Raw genomic sequence first — 18,267 nt, 5'->3', positions numbered from 1 at the left:
ATAATTAGAAAGAATGATTTATATGCCTATGTATAAAAAATCGCTACTTGTTTTATTTTGTATAGCTCTATTTGCTAGTGTTTCAACTTTTTATTATCTTTACACACAAGAAGATACTACTCCTATTATCACCGATAATATGCAAACACAGACTCAAGATAAACAAGAAGATACTACCATCACTGTTTATGTCTCTGGCGAAGTCAATTCTCCTGGTTTAGTTGAATTACCTAGTGATAGTCGCATTGCTGATGCAATTAAAGCCTGTGGCGATTTTACACCACTTGCAGATAAAACCAAAATCAATTTAGCTCAAAAATTAACTGATGGTATGCAAATTCAAGTGAGCAGTAAAACACCTGTCAACAATTCTAATGAACAGGTAAATGATACTAATTCCAACATTCCTAATAATAATTCATCTTCTAATTTAATCAATATAAATACTGCAACAAAAGAAGATTTAGATACTTTACCTGGAATTGGCCCTGCAACTGCTCAAAAAATCATTGATTATCGCCAAGAACATGGTAATTTTTCTTCTATCGAAGATATCAAAAATGTCAAAGGTATTGGTGAAGCTAAATTTAGCAAAATGCAAGATAAAATTTGTACTTAAAATCTTTTAAATCTAACAAATGATTTATTTTATTATTTAAGAAGGCATATTATGATTAAGATACATTATGGGCAATCGCCCTTACTTTTCATTAATTTTATAATTCTTTTCTACAGCTTAGGTGTGTATATGACGATGAAAACTCCTGAAATTTCTAAGTCATATACACACCTTTTTTATTTAATTATAGTAAATCTAATATTAGCCTTCTTTTTTACTTTACGTAAACATAAACTTACATTTTTATTATATCTTATTTTATTTTTCTTTTTAGGTGTGATGCGTTATCTCTCTTTTACCTTCATTGCCGATGACAATATAAAAAACTATGACAATCAAGAAATCACTTTAACTGGTATTATCTGTCAAATGCCTAAAATCCGCCAAGACAGTGCTGGTATATATCATTTAACATATGTTGTTGATACTAAATCCATCAAGCAAAAGGAAGAAAAAACTACAACAGGAAAAGTTTATCTTTATCAAAAACAAAAAAATTTAGATAATCTTGCTAAAATCAATGATACGATTTCTGCCACAGGTACTATCCGCTTAATCCAAAATTATCACAATCCCAATTTAGTCGATCGTGAGCTTTCTGCCCAAGAAGAAGGTATCTATGCTACTTTTTCCATTGGTAAACAAAATTTAAAAATATTAAATACATCTGATAAATTCTCGCTTCAAGAATTTTGCTATCAAATCGAGCAATCTTTTTTACAATCTATGTATCAAGTAATGCCTGAAAATGATGCTAATATGATTTTTGCTATGTTATTTGGTGGCTATAATAATATCGAAAAAGATATCTTAGAAGCTTATTCCATCACTGGAATTATTCATATTCTTTCTGTATCAGGTTCTCATATCAGCTTGATTTCCCTATTTTTATTATCTTTAGGCAAGTTTTTACATCTGCCTCGCTTCTTTAATTTAATCTTATTATTAATCCTCATTATTTTTTATACTATTCTATGTGGTGCTAGTATACCTGTCATACGTGCTAGCATAATGGGGCTACTTAGCATTATCGCTCTATATCTTGAAGAAAAATCTACAGCTCAACATTTATTAAGTATCATTGCTTTGATTTTATTGCTCTTTGATCCTCTATTATTATTCAATATAAGTTTTCAGCTTTCATTTGCCTCTACAGCTGGTCTTGTCTATTTAATGCCCATATTACGCTCTAATTTAAATAAATTAAAATTGCCTCCACTATTAACAGATAATCTAGCTTTAACCATGAGTGCTCAAATCTTTGCTTTTCCTATTATTATTTGGTATTTCACCAGTTTATCTCTTAGTTCTCTATTAGCCAATTTAATCATTATTCCCCTATTGGAAATTCTCATCATATTGGGTTTAATAGCTTTCATCTTAGGATTTATCTTTCCTTTTATCACTAAAATTTTATTTATTTTTGCCAGCTTAATTTTAAGCATAAGTAATGAAGCAACTTTTTTACTCACCAAAATTCCCTTTGCTAGTATTTATGTACCGCCATTAAATTTTCCAGCTATTTTAATTTATTATTCCCTTATTTTTATAATTTTAAACATCAAAATTCGCCGATACTTATATTCACTTTTACAAAAATACAAATTTATCACTTATATCTGTAGTATTAGCCTGATTATTTGTTCTTGTTATTTAATGATAAAGCCTTCTCCTCTACAAATACATTTTATTGATGTAGGTCAAGGTGATGCTTGCCTTATCATCACGCCTCATCAACATAGTATACTAATTGATACAGGTGGCTCTATTAATTCTGATTTTGATATTGGCTCTTATGTAGATTTACCCTATTTACGCCATTATGGTATCAATAAATTAGATTATTTAATTTTGAGCCACGCTGACGCTGACCATAGTGGTGGAGCTAGTTCCATTTTACAAAAAATACCTGTAAATCATTTAATTATCGCTGATGAAGATAAAGATTTATATGCCAAAATTTTAAAATTACCACTGAATAATCCCCTATTAACCAAAGCTATTGTAGCCAAGGAAAACACTGCTTTTAATTTAGAAGATATTCATTTCCAATTTCTTCAAAATGATGAAAAAGAAAATTTAAAATCTAGCAATGATAGTTCAAATGTACTAAAATTAACATATCATAATTTTTCTGTGTTGTTCACAGGTGATTTACCGCAAACACAGGAAAAATATTTATTAAATAAAAATATAGCCTCTACAATTTTAAAAGTTGCTCATCATGGCTCTAAAACATCTTCTTCACAAGAATTTTTAGAACATGTACGACCTCAATTAGCTATCATCTCTGTGGGCAAATATAATAGCTTTGGTCACCCTAGCAAAGAAGTTCTCGATAGGTTAAATAACCTGCCTACAAAAATTCTCCGCACAGATGAAAAAGGAGCTATAGTAATTTATACTGATGGCTATAATTATTCCCTCAAAACATTTTTAAATTAATATATTTTAAGCAAAGGATTTCCCATGAAATATAATGATGCAATAAAACAATTACAAGCTAAACAATTAAAATCAGTCTATTTAATCACTGGTGAAGAATTATATTTAGCTGAAAATTATCTCAAAAAATTACTAACTTTATTAAATCCACAAAACGACGAAGAAGCTGTTCAATATTTTGATAGTACAGCTGATACAAAAGCTATTTTACAAGCATTAGATAGTTCTCCTTTTTTCAGTGAACATAATATCATCATCGCCAAAGATTTGAAGATATTTCAAGACAAGTTATCCGCTAAAGATAAAGAAGATGAACAATTATTTTTAGATTATATCGCCAATATGCCCGATTATAGTATATTGATTTTACAATATAACTTAGGCAAAATTGATAAGCGCAGAAAACTCATTAAAACTATTGAAAAATTTGGCACTATAGTAGAATGTGAAGCTATAGCTTATTGGAATATCAATGACTGGCTCAATTCTCACCTTCGTGAGTTAAATCTCCGCTTTGATCGAGAAGCTTATGCTTATTTTTTAGAAGCTATAAAATCCATGGAAAAAATCTCCCTTGGCTTTTTAGACCAAGAATTACAAAAACTCACACTCTATCCACAAAAAACACTTATCAATCGCCAATTTCTTGAAAATAATTTTTCTAGCATCCCTGAGATTTCCACATTTCGCCTTTGGGAAGCTTTAGGCAATAAAGATATTGCCACAGCCTTAGAATTATTTACCATTCAACAACAAGCAGGTATACATCCACTGCGTTTATTAAAATTCTTAGCTCGTCAAATAGACCAGCTTTGGCATGTAAAAATTTATCTCAGTGAAGGTCAATCTACAAAACAAATAGCTTCTATTTTAAAATTACATCCATTTATCACTGAAAAAATCATCAAACAAGCTCAAAATTTCAGTTTAGATAAAATTCAACAAATGATCATAGATATAGCTGATGCTGATTATAAATTAAAAACAGGCTCTAATGAGTCTGCTTTAATCGAAAATCTTCTTATAAAATTTTGTCTTTAAAATCTAATAAAAATAATTTATTTTACTCTTAATATACAAGATTATGCCATTATTTTAATGGCATTTTTTTATTAAAAATATTCTATATTCATCTTTAATAAAACTTTCTCCTTAAAATAAATTAATTTATCTATAAAAACGAAAAAGGACTGCTTTCTTTTGGAAATCAGTCCTTACTTTGATTAGCAATTATTTGCTTAAGCTGTTTACTCGGCGAGCTAAACGAGATTTACGGCGAGCTGCGCAATTTTTATGGAATAATCTGTTAGCAGCACCCTGGTCTATTTTTTTGCATGCGATTACAAGTAATGCTTTTGCTTCTTCAGCATTGCCAGCAGCAACAGCATCAAGAACTTTACGAGAAGCAGTTTTTATAGCAGATTTAGCAGAAACATTTTTTGCACGACGCATAGCATCTGTTTTTACGCTGAGAATAGAAGATTTAATGTTTGGCAAGAAATTCACCCTTTCATCATTATAATTGTACCAAAATAGTTTATCATGTTATAAAACAATTTGCAAGATGGCTAGATTAAATACTATGTATTCAATAGCTAAACGCGATATATATTGTACCACATAAAGCTCTAAAAAATCTAGTCTTTCTTCAAAAACATTTAAAATTTTATTTTTTTCTTGACTTAGAGTCAAATCCTAAGTATATAATCTTTTTAACTATTTATTATTTATATTATGAAGGATTTTTATTTATGAACAAAAAATTTTTATTTATCATTTTAATTTTAATAACTTTAAGTTGGCATTTATCCCTACAAAATAATGATACTATTGATGCAGAAACAAAAAACACAGCCCCAATATCAACTTCAGAAAAAACTCCATTAGCACCAGCCTTAGTAGCTTTATCTCACTTTCCTCTACAAGACCCTAGCAATAATATACCTCTTTTAGAATGGAGAGAAGATTTAAATGCTGTTTATTATGAATTAGAATTATTTGATACCATTCCTGATGATTTAAGTGATGAAGAATTATCTTCTGAACATTTATATTATACAGCCTCTGTTTATACAAACGCTAAACAACTTGATTTGACTCAAATTGCCCCAAATGCGCTGAACGGAAAGATTCCTCTTTATTGGCGTATTCGTTCTATGGATATAGACCACAATCCTATCACTAAATTTTCAGCTCTAGAGGAACTATATGCCACTAATCAAGCACCTCAAATGAATGCACCTATACCACATGTTATTTATAATGAAAAAAACGGTACTACACTTCTCTATCCTGTTTATTCATTTATTCCTAATGCAAATGCCACTCAATTTGAAATAGAAGTTACAGATAACATTCCAGAAAATCCTAATGGCACAACACCTTCTAAATATCGTATTTATGCCAAAATAATCACAGGTGGTGAGCTTTATGATGAAAAACCTCGTATTGGCACTTTTTATTGGCGTGTACGCGGTTTAGATGATGAAGGAAATCCTGTTGGCGTATATTCTGATGCTCAAATTTTCAAAAACAAACCTCAAGACAATTGGAAAATCGCAATTTTTGGCGATAGTATCAGTCATGGAGGTGGGCATTTATCTTTTGGCCCAGCAGATTGGGCATATAGCTACGCTTATTATTTAGATTTCCCTACTATTAATTTATCTTGTAGCGGAGATACAAGCGAAACTATGGTACAGCGTTTTGATGATGATGTACTGCCTTTTCACCCACAATATTTATTAATCATGGGAGGAACTAATAGTCTTCGTGCTGGTATGCCTGCCGAAAATGTAATCAATGATTTAAAAACAATCCAAGAAAAATGTTATGAAAATAATATCACACCTATACTGCTCACTTTAGCACCTATAAATCCTTATAATATAAAAAAGGTATTCAATGAAGAAACCTCTGAAGTATGGCAATATAATTTAAATTTAGTTAACGATTTCATTCGCACACAGCCACATATTGATACAGCAAAAGCTTTAAATAGTCCACCAATATTGCCGACAGAATATGCTATGGACGGATTACATGGTGATGTTATCGCTAAAAAAATCTATGCTCAAGAAATCAATGATAACATTTCTCAATTTATTGCTAAATAACCCTACCTATATGTTGTAATTATAGTTTTGAAATTGTATAATAATTACTGTAAATAAAACAGCTAATTTTTAATTTCTATAAAACTATTTTTACAGGAGGAAGATATCTTGAAAGCTACTAAAATACGTGATGATATTTATTGGGTAGGTGCCATTGATTGGTCCGTTCGCAATTTTCATGGTTATGAAACTGGACGCGGTAGCACTTATAACGCCTATTTAATACTTGATGAAAAAATCACTTTAATTGACGCTACTAAAAAAACTTTTAGTGATGAAATCTTAAGTCGTATTTCTTCTATCATTGATCCAGCAAAAATTGATTACATTGTTTGCAATCATTTAGAAGCTGACCATTCTGGTTCTTTAGATATAATTGCTCAAAAATGCCCTAATGCTACTATTTTTGTCAGCCAACCAAATGGTTTAAAAAATATTGCTAAATTCTGCGGTGAACATACTTACCAAGGCGTAAAAGCTGGTGACAGCATAAATATTGGTAAACGCACTTTAAAATTCGTTCCTGTACCTATGCTTCATTGGCCAGATAGCATGGTTACTTATTGCCCAGAAGAAAAAATCCTTTTCTCTAATGATGGTTTTGGTCAACATCTCGCTACTAATGAACGTTTTGATGATGAAGTTGATTATGCTGTTTTAATGCATGAAGCGAAAAAATACTATGCTAATATTTTAATGCTCTATGGTCGTCAAGCTCAAACTGCTCTTAAAACAGTTTCCACACTTGATATTGACATGATTTTAACAGGTCATGGCATAAGCTGGCGTAAACATATTAAAGATATTTTAGATTTATACGCAAAATGGAGCAATTTTGAAGCTGATGAACATAAAGCTGTTGTAGTATTTGACAGCATGTGGAATTCTACAGAAATTATGGCTAAAACAATCACAGAAGCATTCCAAGCAAAAGGAATTTGTGCAAAATTCTTCGATTTAAAAACTAATCATTATTCTGATATTATGACTGAAGTTCTTGATAGTAAATATATCGCTGTTGGCTCTCCTACTTTAAATAATGGTATGATGCAAAATGTAGCTGCCTTCTTATGTTATCTCAAAGGTCTAGTACCTAAGAAAAACGACCGTCAAGCTTTAGCTTTTGGTTCTTATGGCTGGGGTGGACAAAGCATTGCTCTTGTACAAAAAGAACTTGAAGAAGCAGGACTCAATATCTTCCATGATATGATTCGTATTGCTAATCAACCAACACAAGAAGAATTAGATAATATTTATACTAGCATTATTGAAAAACTCTAAAAGAAAAACCTCTAATAGGTCAATATCTATTAGAGGTTTTTTCTTTATTACTAAAAATTTTAATACTATAAACAATACATATTGATAATGATATAATTAATATTATAAATAAATATAGAGGTGATATTTATATGATAAATTCCCATTCAAGACATAGAGATATTATCTTAATTTTAATTGCTAGCTTTTTTTATATGACTAGTCCTATGCTCATAACTCCAATTATTGCTGGGTTTTCAGAAACACTTGGTGCCAATGGTACTACTATGGGGCTGATTGGTGGCATTATGAATATTTGTTCTTTAGTCAGTCGACCTATCATCGGCATATATGCTGATAAAATTAGTAAGTATAAATTATCTTTTTGGGGCATAATTTTTATCATAATTTCATGTCTAGGTTATATACTGGCTACTAATTCATTTATCATTGCCATTGCCCGCATTATTAATGGTCTTGGCTTTGCCTTATGTTCTACTTGTATGTCCACCTGGATGTCAGATTTATTGCCCCAAGAAAAAATCGGCTCAGGCATGGGTATATACGGCACTATGAACGCTTTAAGTATGGCAATTGCTCCAGCTATTGGTGTATATATCTATCAAAACTTTAACTATACAATAGCATTTTCACTTGCTCTATTTACAGCCATAATTTCTATCATAATTATTCAATTTGTAAAAGATAAGGATGAACCCATCATCACTACTAACACTAATTTTAAATTGGAAATTATTGATAAAAATGTAGTTCCCATTGCTTTCATCATGATGATGTTTGCTATTCCTTATTGTGCTACTCAATCTTTTCTTGTAACTTATGTCGAAGCTAAACAACTTAATATCCATATAAGTTTATTTTTTCCAGCATATGCTATTGCTCTACTTATACTCCGTCTAAGTCTAAAAAGTCTCTTTGACAAACTTCCTTTCGGTATATTTTTTACCTCTAGTATAATTTGTGCTTCACTATCTATCTATTTTCTTCATACAATGCAAAATAATTTTGATATGCTTATCGCTGCTATATTCATGGCAGGTGGAACAGGTATTATCAATTCCGTTTGTCAATCTACAGCTTTATTATTAGCACCTAAAAATAAACGCGGTCTAGCTAATAGTACATTTTATATTGGTATAGACTTAGGTATGGCACTTGGGCCAATCATAGCTGGTATCTTTTATGAACATTTCTCGTTATATTTATTCTATCCACTATTTTTCTTTACTATACCACTAGCTATAATAGGATTTTTCTTTTACCATCAAAAAGTTAAAAATATCATAAACTAAAATTCCAAAGAAAAAAGCGAAGAAAAAATTCTTCGCTTTTTATATTATTTATTATATTAAACAGCTTCTGATTTAACTTGTTCTGTAGATAAGTCTGGTTTTCTATCTGGAACAATAAAACAAACTATTTTTACCATTATTGGAATAAGTGGTAACCATAATAAAGTATTTATTAAATTAAATGAAGTATGTGCATTTGCAATTTGACGAGAAATAACTGCTGTTTCTGGTCCAACAGGAGAAATATACATTACAAACTGAGCAAATAATGGTAATACACATAAGAACACGATACTACCTGTGATATTGAATACACTATGAGCTACAGCTGTACGTTTTGCATTTTTAGATTGACCAATAGAAGCTAATAAAGCAGTAATTGTTGTACCGATATTATCACCTAATAAAATAGGTAATGCACCTTGAAGACCGATGATACTGTTACCATCTACACCAGCTTGAGCTGCAAAGTTCTGTAATACTGCAATTGTAGCACTAGAACTCTGTACAATTACTGTCATAACTGTACCTAACAATAAACCTAAAATTGGATTATCATGTACACTAGCGATAAGTTCTGTAAAGATTGGTGCATTTACAAGAGGCTTCATAGTAGAGCCCATGATTTCGATACCTGCGAATAATAAACCAAAGAAAAATACTGTCTGACCAATATTTTTTAATTTATCACTTTTAGCAAAAAAATAAACCATAAAACCGATAAATACGATTGGCCAAATATAATCGCTAAGTTTAAAAGCAATTAATTGCGCAGTCATTGTTGTTCCGATATTTGCACCAAAAATAATGGAAATTGCTTGTGGTAATCTCATTAATCCAGCACTAACAAAACCGATAGCCATTACTGTTGTAGCACTAGAACTTTGTAATACACATGTAACTAATGCACCAGCTAATACACCTACAACTGGATTTTTAGTTAATACGCTAAGTACATAACGCATTTTTTCTCCAGCCATATTCTGTAAACCTTGGCTCATCATGTTCATACTGTAGATAAATAATGCCAAACCGCCTAATAATTCAAAAGCAATTTTCAAACCCTCACTCATTAAATATTCCTCCAAAATAATTTTCTAACACATATTTTCAAAATAAAATTCGCTCGATTGCTATTTAATTATATAAATAAGTGAGTAATGCTTTCTAGTAGAAAAAAGTAAAATAAATGTAAAATATATGTAAAATCTTTTTCATAATATCCAGATAGAGATTATATCTTTATATAAAAAAACTGGTGTAAATTAAGTAATTACACCAGTTTCCTATCTTTTTATCAAACGAAATATTTTGTTTTGAATTCTTCGATTTGAGCTTCATCTAATGGTCTAATTTCACTTAAATAAGCGATTTCTACTTTACTACCATCAGAATGTACACCTTCTAAATAAACAACGCCATAACCTTTAGCTAAATATTGTATCATGCCTTCGCCAGTTTCTTCATTATAAATTTTTATACCTATACAATCATCAAAAGTTCCCATTGAAGTAACTACCTTATATCTTCCTAATAATACAATATTTGTAGCATCTCCACCTGTATAAACTTTTGGCTTTTTAGAATTTGTTTGCACTGTTCTAAAATCCTGCAAATATGGCATTTCTTGTCGCTTATTTAGCACAACTTCTGACACTTTATCTTCGCTACCAATAATTCTTTTTACTAATAAAGGCTGTAATACTTTTTGATTTTCCTTATCTACAATACAAGTTCCTTGATAAAAATTAACTTTATCACCTTTATTTTGTTCATCAAAATTAAATGTAGCTAGATAAAAATTGTCATTTTCAAAAGGTGCTGCTAATACATTGATTGTACCAGTAGCTTGCTGATATTCTCGCAAATCTATATTTTTAGGAGAAGCTAAAGCTACCGCTTGAAATGTTAATAAAACTACAAAAACTACTAATAATCTTTTCATTTAGATAGCCTCCCTTTATTTATCACTATAATATATATCATATATTATATAATTCGCTACAATACTAAAAAATACCTTTCATAAAAAAATTTTTTACAAAAATAAAGACGAATCTATTGCTATTCGCCTTTATTTAAATTATCTATGAACTTATTCATAACGAAGTGCTTCAATAGGGTCTAATTTGGCAGCTTTTCTCGCTGGATAAATACCAAAGAATAAGCTTATGCCTACAGAGAACATAAAAGATATAATAATTGGCTCTATAGTGATAACTGTTGTAAATCCGCCAAATTGAGCTATCGCTGTAGCTAAACCAACGCCAACACCTACACCAATTAAACCACCTATAATCCCTACAAATACAGCTTCAATCAAAAATTGGAACATAATATTATTATACGTTGCACCTAATGCTTTACGAATGCCAATTTCTCTCGTTCTTTCAGTTACTGATACCATCATTATATTCATAATGCCAATGCCACCAACTAATAATGATATGCCAGCTACACTACCTAATAAAAGTGTAAGCATCGTACTTGTACTAGTCATCGTTTCCATTATACTAGTCAGATTTCTTACAGTGAAATCATCTTCTTTATCTCCTGTAATTTTATGGCGTTGTCGCATTAAATTTTCAATTTCAGCTTGTACAGAATCCATTTTATCTGCTGATACTACTTGTACACTTATTTGCTGTACATAATCTATAGCCATTATACGCGTCATCGCTGTTGTCAATGGTACAATTACTGTATCATCTTGGTCTTGACCTACACTTGATTGACCTTTGCTTTCCAAAATACCTATTACTTTAAATGGGTCATTATTTATACGAATATTTTTTCCTACAGGATTTACATCTTCACCAAATAAATTGCTCGCTACTGTAGTACCAATAACTGCTACACGAGCACGACTTTCAACATCTTTTTCTGTAATGAACGTACCATTTGCTATACTCAAGGAACGAATATACATATAATCTGGTATTACACCCACCACTTGTGTATTCCAGTTTTGATTACCATTTACGATTTGATAATTTCTTTGTACCTGTGGTGAAACATATTCTACATCTTTTATTTTCTTTTTTATAGCTTCTGCATCATCTAATTTCAAACGCACATTTGAACCAGCCGCTTGACGAACACCATCTGCATTTTTTGTCGCACTAGCATTGATAATCAACATATTGCTACCCAAGCTAGCAATAGAATCTTCTACCTGTTTTCGTACCCCCATACCAATAGAAACCATTGCTATAACGGCACCTACACCAATTATAATTCCAAGCATAGTCAGTAATGAACGCATTTTATTTGCCCATAAAGCCGATATAGCCATTTGCACAGTTTCTTTAAATAACATCCATTACTACCCCCTTGCCTGCATCTTTTGTTATTTTTCCATCAACTACTAATAATTGACGTGAAGCACATGCCGCAATATCTGGTTCATGTGTTACTAAAATCATGGTTTTCCCTTCTTCATGTAATTTGATAAAAATCTCCATGATTTCCTTTGTTGATTTTGTATCTAAGTTACCAGTAGGTTCGTCTGCCATGATAATACTTGGGTCATTGACTAAAGCTCTAGCAATTGCTACACGCTGTCTTTGCCCACCTGATAATTCATTTGGTTTATGGTCTGCCCTATCATCTAAGCCAACAGCTTTTAAATAATGATGTGCTCTCTCTAGTCTCTCCTTCATGCCTACTCCAGCATAAACTAAAGGCAATGCTACATTATCTAACGCAGTTATCTTTGATAATAAGTTAAAGTTCTGGAAGACGAAACCTATTTTTTTATTGCGAGTCTTAGCAAGCTCATCATCACTTAAATGAGCAATTTCTCTACCATCTAATTTATAAGAGCCACACGTCGGTCTATCTAAACAACCTAATATATTCATTAAAGTAGATTTTCCTGAACCTGATGGCCCCATAAGTGCTGCAAATTCACCTTTATAGATTTTTAAATCTATACCATTTAAAGCTGCTACTTCTTGTGTTCCCACTTGATAAAGCTTTTTTATGCCTGAAAGTTCAATAGTAATTTCTCTTGCTTCATTCATATCACTATTTTCCTTTCTTAGTGAATTGGTGGTCCTGGTCTAGCAGAAGTTGTAGTAGTTGCTTTTTTAACCATGGTAACATCTACTTTTTCATTTTCAGATAAACCATTTATAATTTCTACAAATTCATCACCATATATACCTGTTTCTACATAGCGATTTTCTGTTGTGCCATCATCTTTGATAACAATTACATATGTTCCATTTTTATCAGTTTTTAAAGCTGAAAGTGGTACAGCTAAAGCACTATCTTTATTTGCAGTTTCAATTTCTACACGAGCAGTCATTGAAGGCATCAATAAACCTTCTGGATCATCTACATCTAAAGTTACACTATAATAAATTACTGCTGCTGATGAAGATGAACTACTGCTTGATGAATTGCTTATATTCCAGCTATTATCCATATCTGTCTGTGAAATTTTAGATACAGTAGCTGTAAAAGTCTTACCATTATAAGCATCTACGGTAAAAGTAGCTTTTTGCCCTACTCTTACACTGCCGATATCTGTTTCATCTACTTTAGCAAAAATTTGCTTTCTTGATAAATCAGCAATACGCATAATTACAGTAGGATTGCTATTTCCCTGTACCGCCATAGTACCATCTGTAACAGGTTCACCAATTACTACCCCATCCATAGGTGATACTATTACTGTTTCGGATAGATTTGACTCTGCTTCTTCCAATTTACTTTGTGCTGTATCGTAATTGTATTGAGCATTATCTAAATCCTCTTTAGATTTTGCTCCTATATTATATAAATAATTAGTTCTGTCATAAATTGTCTTTGCATTTTGTAAAGTAAATTCTGCTTGTTCTTTTTGAGTTTCATAATCTTTTCCGTCTAACAAAGCTACAGTTTGACCTTGAGTTACAGTATCATTTTCTTTTACTAATACTTGTTTTACACGAGCTGTAATTTTAGAGCTTACTTCTACTGACTCTACTGGCTTTATTGTTCCTGTAGCTGAAACAATTGATTTCATGCTCATATATTGAACTTGAGCTGTATTTACTACTGGTTTTTTCGCTTCTTCTTGTTTTTGTGCATAATATTTATAACCAGTAACAATAGCTATTATTACAACTACCAATACCAATATTATTTTTGCCCATTTTTTTAACTTCACTTTATCCATCTATTGTTTCTCCCTTTGGTGTTCCAATAACATATTCTAGATTAGCTTTATATCTAGCATAATCATATTGAGCACTTGCATAGTTTAATCTAGCTTGTGAGAGCGCTAATTCTGCATCAATTACATCTAAGATTATACCTGCACCAACTTTATATTTTTCAGTAGCGATGAAGTAATCTTCTTCTGCTTGTTTTACTGCCATTGCTGTAGAATTAAAACGTCTTTCAGCTTCTCTCATATTTAAATAAGCTTGTCTTACTTCTAAATCAATAGTATCTTCTGTATCTAATAATTCATATTCTGCTTTATTATAACTAGCTTCTGCTGATTTTACATTTGATTTTGTTACATTATTATCGAAAATATTCCAATTGGCAGATACACCAGCTTGATAATCATGGTCATTGCCACTAGGTAATGCCTGTTTATCCCAACTTGTGCTTACAGATAAATTCACTGTTGGCAAATATCCAGCTTTAGCCACATCAATATTATTTTTAGCAATTTCTACATCTATCTGACTTGCTATTCTATCTTTACGATAAGCCATAGCATAATCTAAACATTCAGGTAAAGACATTCTAACTATTTGATATACAAAATCATCAGTTAAATTAATAGGTTCATTTCGATCAATTTTTATGATATTACGGAATGTACTTAAATTTATTTCATAATCATTTTGTGCTATAATCAAGGATTGTTGCGCATTTGATAAGGCAACTTCTGAACGAAGTACATCTGATTTTGGTATACTGCCTGCTGCATAGAGATTTCTTACATCTGTCAAATGACTTTCATAATTATTTACAGACTCTTGTTCAATATTTACATTTTGCTTTGCTTCTAATATATCAAAATAAGCTTTTATTGTATTATATTTAATAGTTTCTTCTGTGCGTTCTAAATTCAATTCAGACTTTAATAATTCCAATTTTTTACTATCAATATTTAGCTCATTTTTATTTCCTGTGTAAAGAGGCAATGTTGCTGAGATACTATTACTATTGCCTCGCTCAAAAGTTGTATCTGCACTATCTCTAGCTGATAGACTACTTCCTAAAGAAATACTTACACCATTTGCTCCTTTTGTAGCTTCATAATTTGCTTGTGCTGCCATTTTTTCTTCATTAGCAATCTTTACATCATTATTTTTAGCTAATGCCATATCTACAGCTTCATCAATAGATAAATCAGCTGCCAAACAAGCTGGCATACCAATGTTCATACATATAGATAAGACCATACATATATCTTTCATTTTTTTTAGGGACATACGTTCTATTATCCTTTCTTTAAAAAATTAATATATATTTATTATCATTATATATATTTACATATTTATTGTATAACAAAATATAATTATATAGTATTAAATTTATATTAAAAAAATTATACTTGACGATTTCAATTGAACACAATAGAATATTTAGATATACAATATTATTACACAATTGTATTTTTTAGTTCTACTTTTATCAAGGAGAGAGAAATATATGAAAATATTAGTAGCAGATGGTGTTTCCCCTAAGGGCATCGAAATTTTGCAAAAAGCTGGCTTTGAAACAGTAATCAAAGACAAATTACCAGCTGAAGAACTTTTAGAAATTATTCCTGATTTTGATGGTCTAATCGTACGCAGTGCTTCTAAAGTAACAAAAGAAGTTATCGAACGTGCTAAAAAATTAAAAATCGTTGGTCGTGCAGGTGTTGGTACTGATAATATTGACATTAACGCCGCTACTTCACATGGTATTATGGTAATAAATTCTCCTGGTGGGAACACAATTGCTGCCACAGAACACACAATGGGCATGATGATGGCTATGGCAAGAAATATTGCTGTCGCTAATGAAACAATGCAACACGGCGAATGGAACCGTAAAAAATATACAGGTGTAGAACTTCGCGGTAAAACACTTGGTGTAATCGGTCTTGGTCGTATTGGTAGTGGTGTAGCTACTCGCGCATTGGCTTTCGATATGAATGTTATTGGCTATGATCCATATGTCAATGAAGAACGTGCTCACTCTTTAGGCATTAAAGTTGTTTCTCTTGATGAATTAATTAAACAATCCGATTTTATCACAGTACATATGCCACTCACTCCAAAAACAAAAGGCATGCTCAACAAAGATAATATCGCTAAAATGAAAAATGGCGTTCGCTTAATAAACTGCGCTCGTGGTGGTATCATCAACGAACAAGATTTAGCTGATGCTGTTAAATCTGGTCATGTTGCTGGCGCTGCAATCGACGTATTTGAAAGTGAACCTATCGATCCAAATCATCCATTAATTGGTCTTCCTGGCGTAACTTTAACACCTCATTTAGGTGCTTCCACAGTAGAAGCTCAAGTAGGTGTTTCCGTAGATGTAGCACAAGGAATTGTAGCTGCATTAAATGGTGAACCTGTATCTACAGCTGTTAATATGGCTCCAGTTTCTCCTCAAACTATGAAATTCATCAAACCTTATCTAGATTTAGCAGAACGTCTTGGTTGCACAGCTTGCTCTTTAGCTGATGGTCCTATCAGCGAAGTAACTATTAAATATAATGGTGAAATTGCTGATGTTGATACAAAAATGATTACTATTGCTGCTATCAAAGGTATGTTAAATCCTATCTTAGAAAGCAATGTAAACTACGTAAATGCTCCAAGCCTTGCTAAAGAACGCAATATCAAAATCACAGAAATAAAAGATAAAGCTGTAGAAAACTTCGCTAACTTAATCACAATTTCTATCACATCTTCTGGTAAAACAGAAACTATCCAGGGTACATTATTTGGTGAAGAAGGTCGTATTGTCAGCATTAATTCTTATCGTGTTGACGTTGACCCTCATGCTCGCATCCTCATTTGTCCACATATTAACCGTCCTGGTGTTATCGGTACTATCGGTTCACTTTTAGGATATGCTAACATTAATATTTCTGGTATGCAAGTTGGTAAAACAAAAATTGCTGGTACTAGTATGATGGTTTTAACTATTGATAACGAAATTCCTGATACAGTTATGCAACAAATTATAAATTTAGATGGTATTTTTGATGCTAAACTTGTAAATTACTATACAGTTTAATAAATTCTAAGGTAAAGGCTCTAGTTTTTTTTACTTAGAGCCTTTAGTTTAGAAGTTCAAATAAATTATAACTTCTAAATAAACTATATATTACTATAAATAATAAGTAGTATAAATAGTAATAATTTATTATAGAATTACAAATATTTATCCTATTTTTATTGACATTTTAACTTTATCTAGTTAAACTAAAGATGAATAGATTTTCACATTATAGGGAGATGTTCATATTATGAAAATTTCAGTTATCGGAGCAGGTAACGTAGGTGCTACTTGCGCTAACGTACTCGCACTCAAAAATTTTGCAACAGAAGTTGTACTTCTCGATGTTAAACCTGGCGTATCCGAAGGTAAAGCTATGGATATGATGCAGACTGCACAGATGATGCACATCGACACTAAAATCATCGGTGTAACTGCACCTATGGATGATGCTTCTAAAGCTGACGAAGCTTACAAAGCAACAGAAAACTCCGATGTTGTAGTTATTACTTCCGGTATTCCTCGTAAACCTGGTATGAGCCGTACAGACCTTATCGGTGTTAACTCCAAAATCGTTAAAGGTGTTATGGACCAGGCTTTAAAACATTCTCCAGAAGCAGTATTCATCATCGTTTCCAACCCTGTAGACACTCTTACTTACCTTGCACTTAAAGACAGTGGTCTTCCACGTAACCGTGTAATCGGTATGAGCGGTCTCTTAGATGGTAGCCGTTTTGAATACTATTTAGCTCAAGCTATTGGTTGCCCAGTTCGTGATATCAACGCTATGGTAATCGGTGCTCATGGTGACCTTATGGTTCCTCTTACTCGTTTTGCATCTTATAAAGGCAGACCTGTTACTGAACTCCTTTCTGAAGAAAAACTTGCTGAAATCGAACATGCTACTCAAGTAGGTGGCGGTACTTTAACAAGCTTACTCGGTACTTCCGCTTGGTACGCTCCTGGTACAACTGCTGCTACTATGGCAGAAGCAATCGCTAAAGACAGCGGTCTTACAATCTCCAGCATTTGCTACCTCGATGGCGAATATGGCGAACATGACGTTTGCGCTGGTGTTCCTGCTGTTCTTGGTAAAGGCGGTATCAAAGAAATTACTGTTCTTGACCTCAACGAAAAAGAACAAGCTATGTTCGACGCAAGTGTTGGCTCCGCACGTGAAACAAATGCTAAATTAGCTGAAGCTTTAAAATAAGTTTCAATAGTTAATTTACAACGGAACAAAATATTTATTTAGAAATGCTCCCTTATAGCAAAGCAAATA

Annotated in this window: 15 protein-coding genes; 8 read left to right on the top strand and 7 right to left on the bottom strand. The window is 31.9% G+C overall.

Features of this window, described 5'->3' with window-relative positions; translation table 11 throughout:
• Window positions 1-22: 22 nt before the first annotated feature.
• The 3 genes from GXM21_RS02550 to holA are packed head-to-tail and all read left to right on the top strand — an operon-like array spanning window position 23 to window position 4,105.
• Window positions 23-619 carry a ComEA family DNA-binding protein gene (locus tag GXM21_RS02550; RefSeq protein WP_008538744.1) on the top strand — a complete coding sequence of 199 codons (597 nt, stop codon included), beginning with the start codon at window positions 23-25 and terminating at the stop codon, window positions 617-619.
• 51 nt (window positions 620-670) lie between these two features.
• Window positions 671-3,064 carry a DNA internalization-related competence protein ComEC/Rec2 gene (locus tag GXM21_RS02545; protein WP_008538745.1) on the top strand — a complete coding sequence of 798 codons (2,394 nt, stop codon included), beginning with the start codon at window positions 671-673 and terminating at the stop codon, window positions 3,062-3,064.
• A 24-nt stretch (window positions 3,065-3,088) separates the two neighbouring features.
• Window positions 3,089-4,105: a DNA polymerase III subunit delta gene (holA, locus tag GXM21_RS02540; RefSeq protein WP_008538748.1), complete on the top strand. Its 1,017-nt coding sequence runs from the start codon at window positions 3,089-3,091 to the stop codon at window positions 4,103-4,105.
• A 189-nt stretch (window positions 4,106-4,294) separates the two neighbouring features.
• Here the strand turns inward: holA and rpsT are convergent, their stop codons facing one another.
• Window positions 4,295-4,561: a 30S ribosomal protein S20 gene (rpsT, locus tag GXM21_RS02535; RefSeq protein WP_008538750.1), complete on the bottom strand. Its 267-nt coding sequence runs from the start codon at window positions 4,559-4,561 to the stop codon at window positions 4,295-4,297.
• Between the two features lie 254 nt (window positions 4,562-4,815).
• Between rpsT and GXM21_RS02530 the strand changes: the two genes are divergently transcribed.
• The 3 genes from GXM21_RS02530 (at window position 4,816) to GXM21_RS02520 (ending at window position 8,753) form a co-directional block, all read left to right on the top strand.
• A complete protein-coding gene (locus GXM21_RS02530) occupies window positions 4,816-6,180 on the top strand; it encodes a GDSL-type esterase/lipase family protein (RefSeq protein ID WP_008538751.1) in 1,365 nt (454 codons plus the stop codon).
• A gap of 108 nt (window positions 6,181-6,288) precedes the next feature.
• Window positions 6,289-7,461, top strand: coding sequence for an FprA family A-type flavoprotein (locus GXM21_RS02525; RefSeq protein WP_008538752.1), 1,173 nt, complete (start codon window positions 6,289-6,291; stop codon window positions 7,459-7,461).
• Window positions 7,462-7,592: 131 nt separating this feature from the next.
• Window positions 7,593-8,753 (top strand): MFS transporter, encoded by a 1,161-nt coding sequence (locus GXM21_RS02520; protein WP_008538753.1) that lies wholly within the window; start codon window positions 7,593-7,595, stop codon window positions 8,751-8,753.
• A 56-nt stretch (window positions 8,754-8,809) separates the two neighbouring features.
• On the opposite strand, the gene GXM21_RS02515 is transcribed toward GXM21_RS02520, so the two are convergent.
• From GXM21_RS02515 to GXM21_RS02490, 6 genes are all read right to left on the bottom strand, one after another.
• Window positions 8,810-9,826 (bottom strand): Na/Pi cotransporter family protein, encoded by a 1,017-nt coding sequence (locus GXM21_RS02515; protein ID WP_008538754.1) that lies wholly within the window; start codon window positions 9,824-9,826, stop codon window positions 8,810-8,812.
• A gap of 224 nt (window positions 9,827-10,050) precedes the next feature.
• Window positions 10,051-10,698: a hypothetical protein gene (locus GXM21_RS02510; protein WP_008538755.1), complete on the bottom strand. Its 648-nt coding sequence runs from the start codon at window positions 10,696-10,698 to the stop codon at window positions 10,051-10,053.
• Window positions 10,699-10,848: 150 nt separating this feature from the next.
• On the bottom strand, window positions 10,849-12,072 hold the full coding sequence (locus GXM21_RS02505) for an ABC transporter permease (protein ID WP_008538756.1): 1,224 nt from the start codon (window positions 12,070-12,072) through the stop codon (window positions 10,849-10,851).
• On the bottom strand, window positions 12,062-12,778 hold the full coding sequence (locus tag GXM21_RS02500; protein ID WP_008538757.1) for an ABC transporter ATP-binding protein: 717 nt from the start codon (window positions 12,776-12,778) through the stop codon (window positions 12,062-12,064). Before GXM21_RS02500 ends, GXM21_RS02505 begins: the two co-directional genes overlap by 11 nt.
• A gap of 17 nt (window positions 12,779-12,795) precedes the next feature.
• Window positions 12,796-13,920, bottom strand: a complete 1,125-nt coding sequence (locus GXM21_RS02495; RefSeq protein WP_008538758.1) for an efflux RND transporter periplasmic adaptor subunit — start codon at window positions 13,918-13,920, stop codon at window positions 12,796-12,798.
• Entirely contained in the window at window positions 13,913-15,196 is a 1,284-nt protein-coding gene (locus GXM21_RS02490; RefSeq protein ID WP_008538759.1) for a TolC family protein, read from the bottom strand. Before GXM21_RS02490 ends, GXM21_RS02495 begins: the two co-directional genes overlap by 8 nt.
• A 220-nt stretch (window positions 15,197-15,416) precedes the next feature.
• On the opposite strand from GXM21_RS02490, the gene serA reads away from it, so the two are divergent.
• Together serA and GXM21_RS02480 are read left to right on the top strand one after the other, a co-directional pair.
• Complete coding sequence (serA, locus tag GXM21_RS02485; protein ID WP_008538761.1) at window positions 15,417-17,003, top strand: phosphoglycerate dehydrogenase; 1,587 nt, start codon at window positions 15,417-15,419, stop codon at window positions 17,001-17,003.
• Window positions 17,004-17,235: 232 nt separating this feature from the next.
• Entirely contained in the window at window positions 17,236-18,198 is a 963-nt protein-coding gene (locus tag GXM21_RS02480; RefSeq protein ID WP_008538762.1) for a malate dehydrogenase, read from the top strand.
• Window positions 18,199-18,267: the final 69 nt, after the last annotated feature.

The sequence above is a fragment of the Megamonas funiformis genome (assembly GCF_010669225.1).
GTDB lineage: Bacteria > Bacillota > Negativicutes > Selenomonadales > Selenomonadaceae > Megamonas > Megamonas funiformis.
The sequence above is the reverse complement of the archived record's forward strand: the minus strand, read 5'-3'. Positions and strand labels throughout refer to the sequence as shown.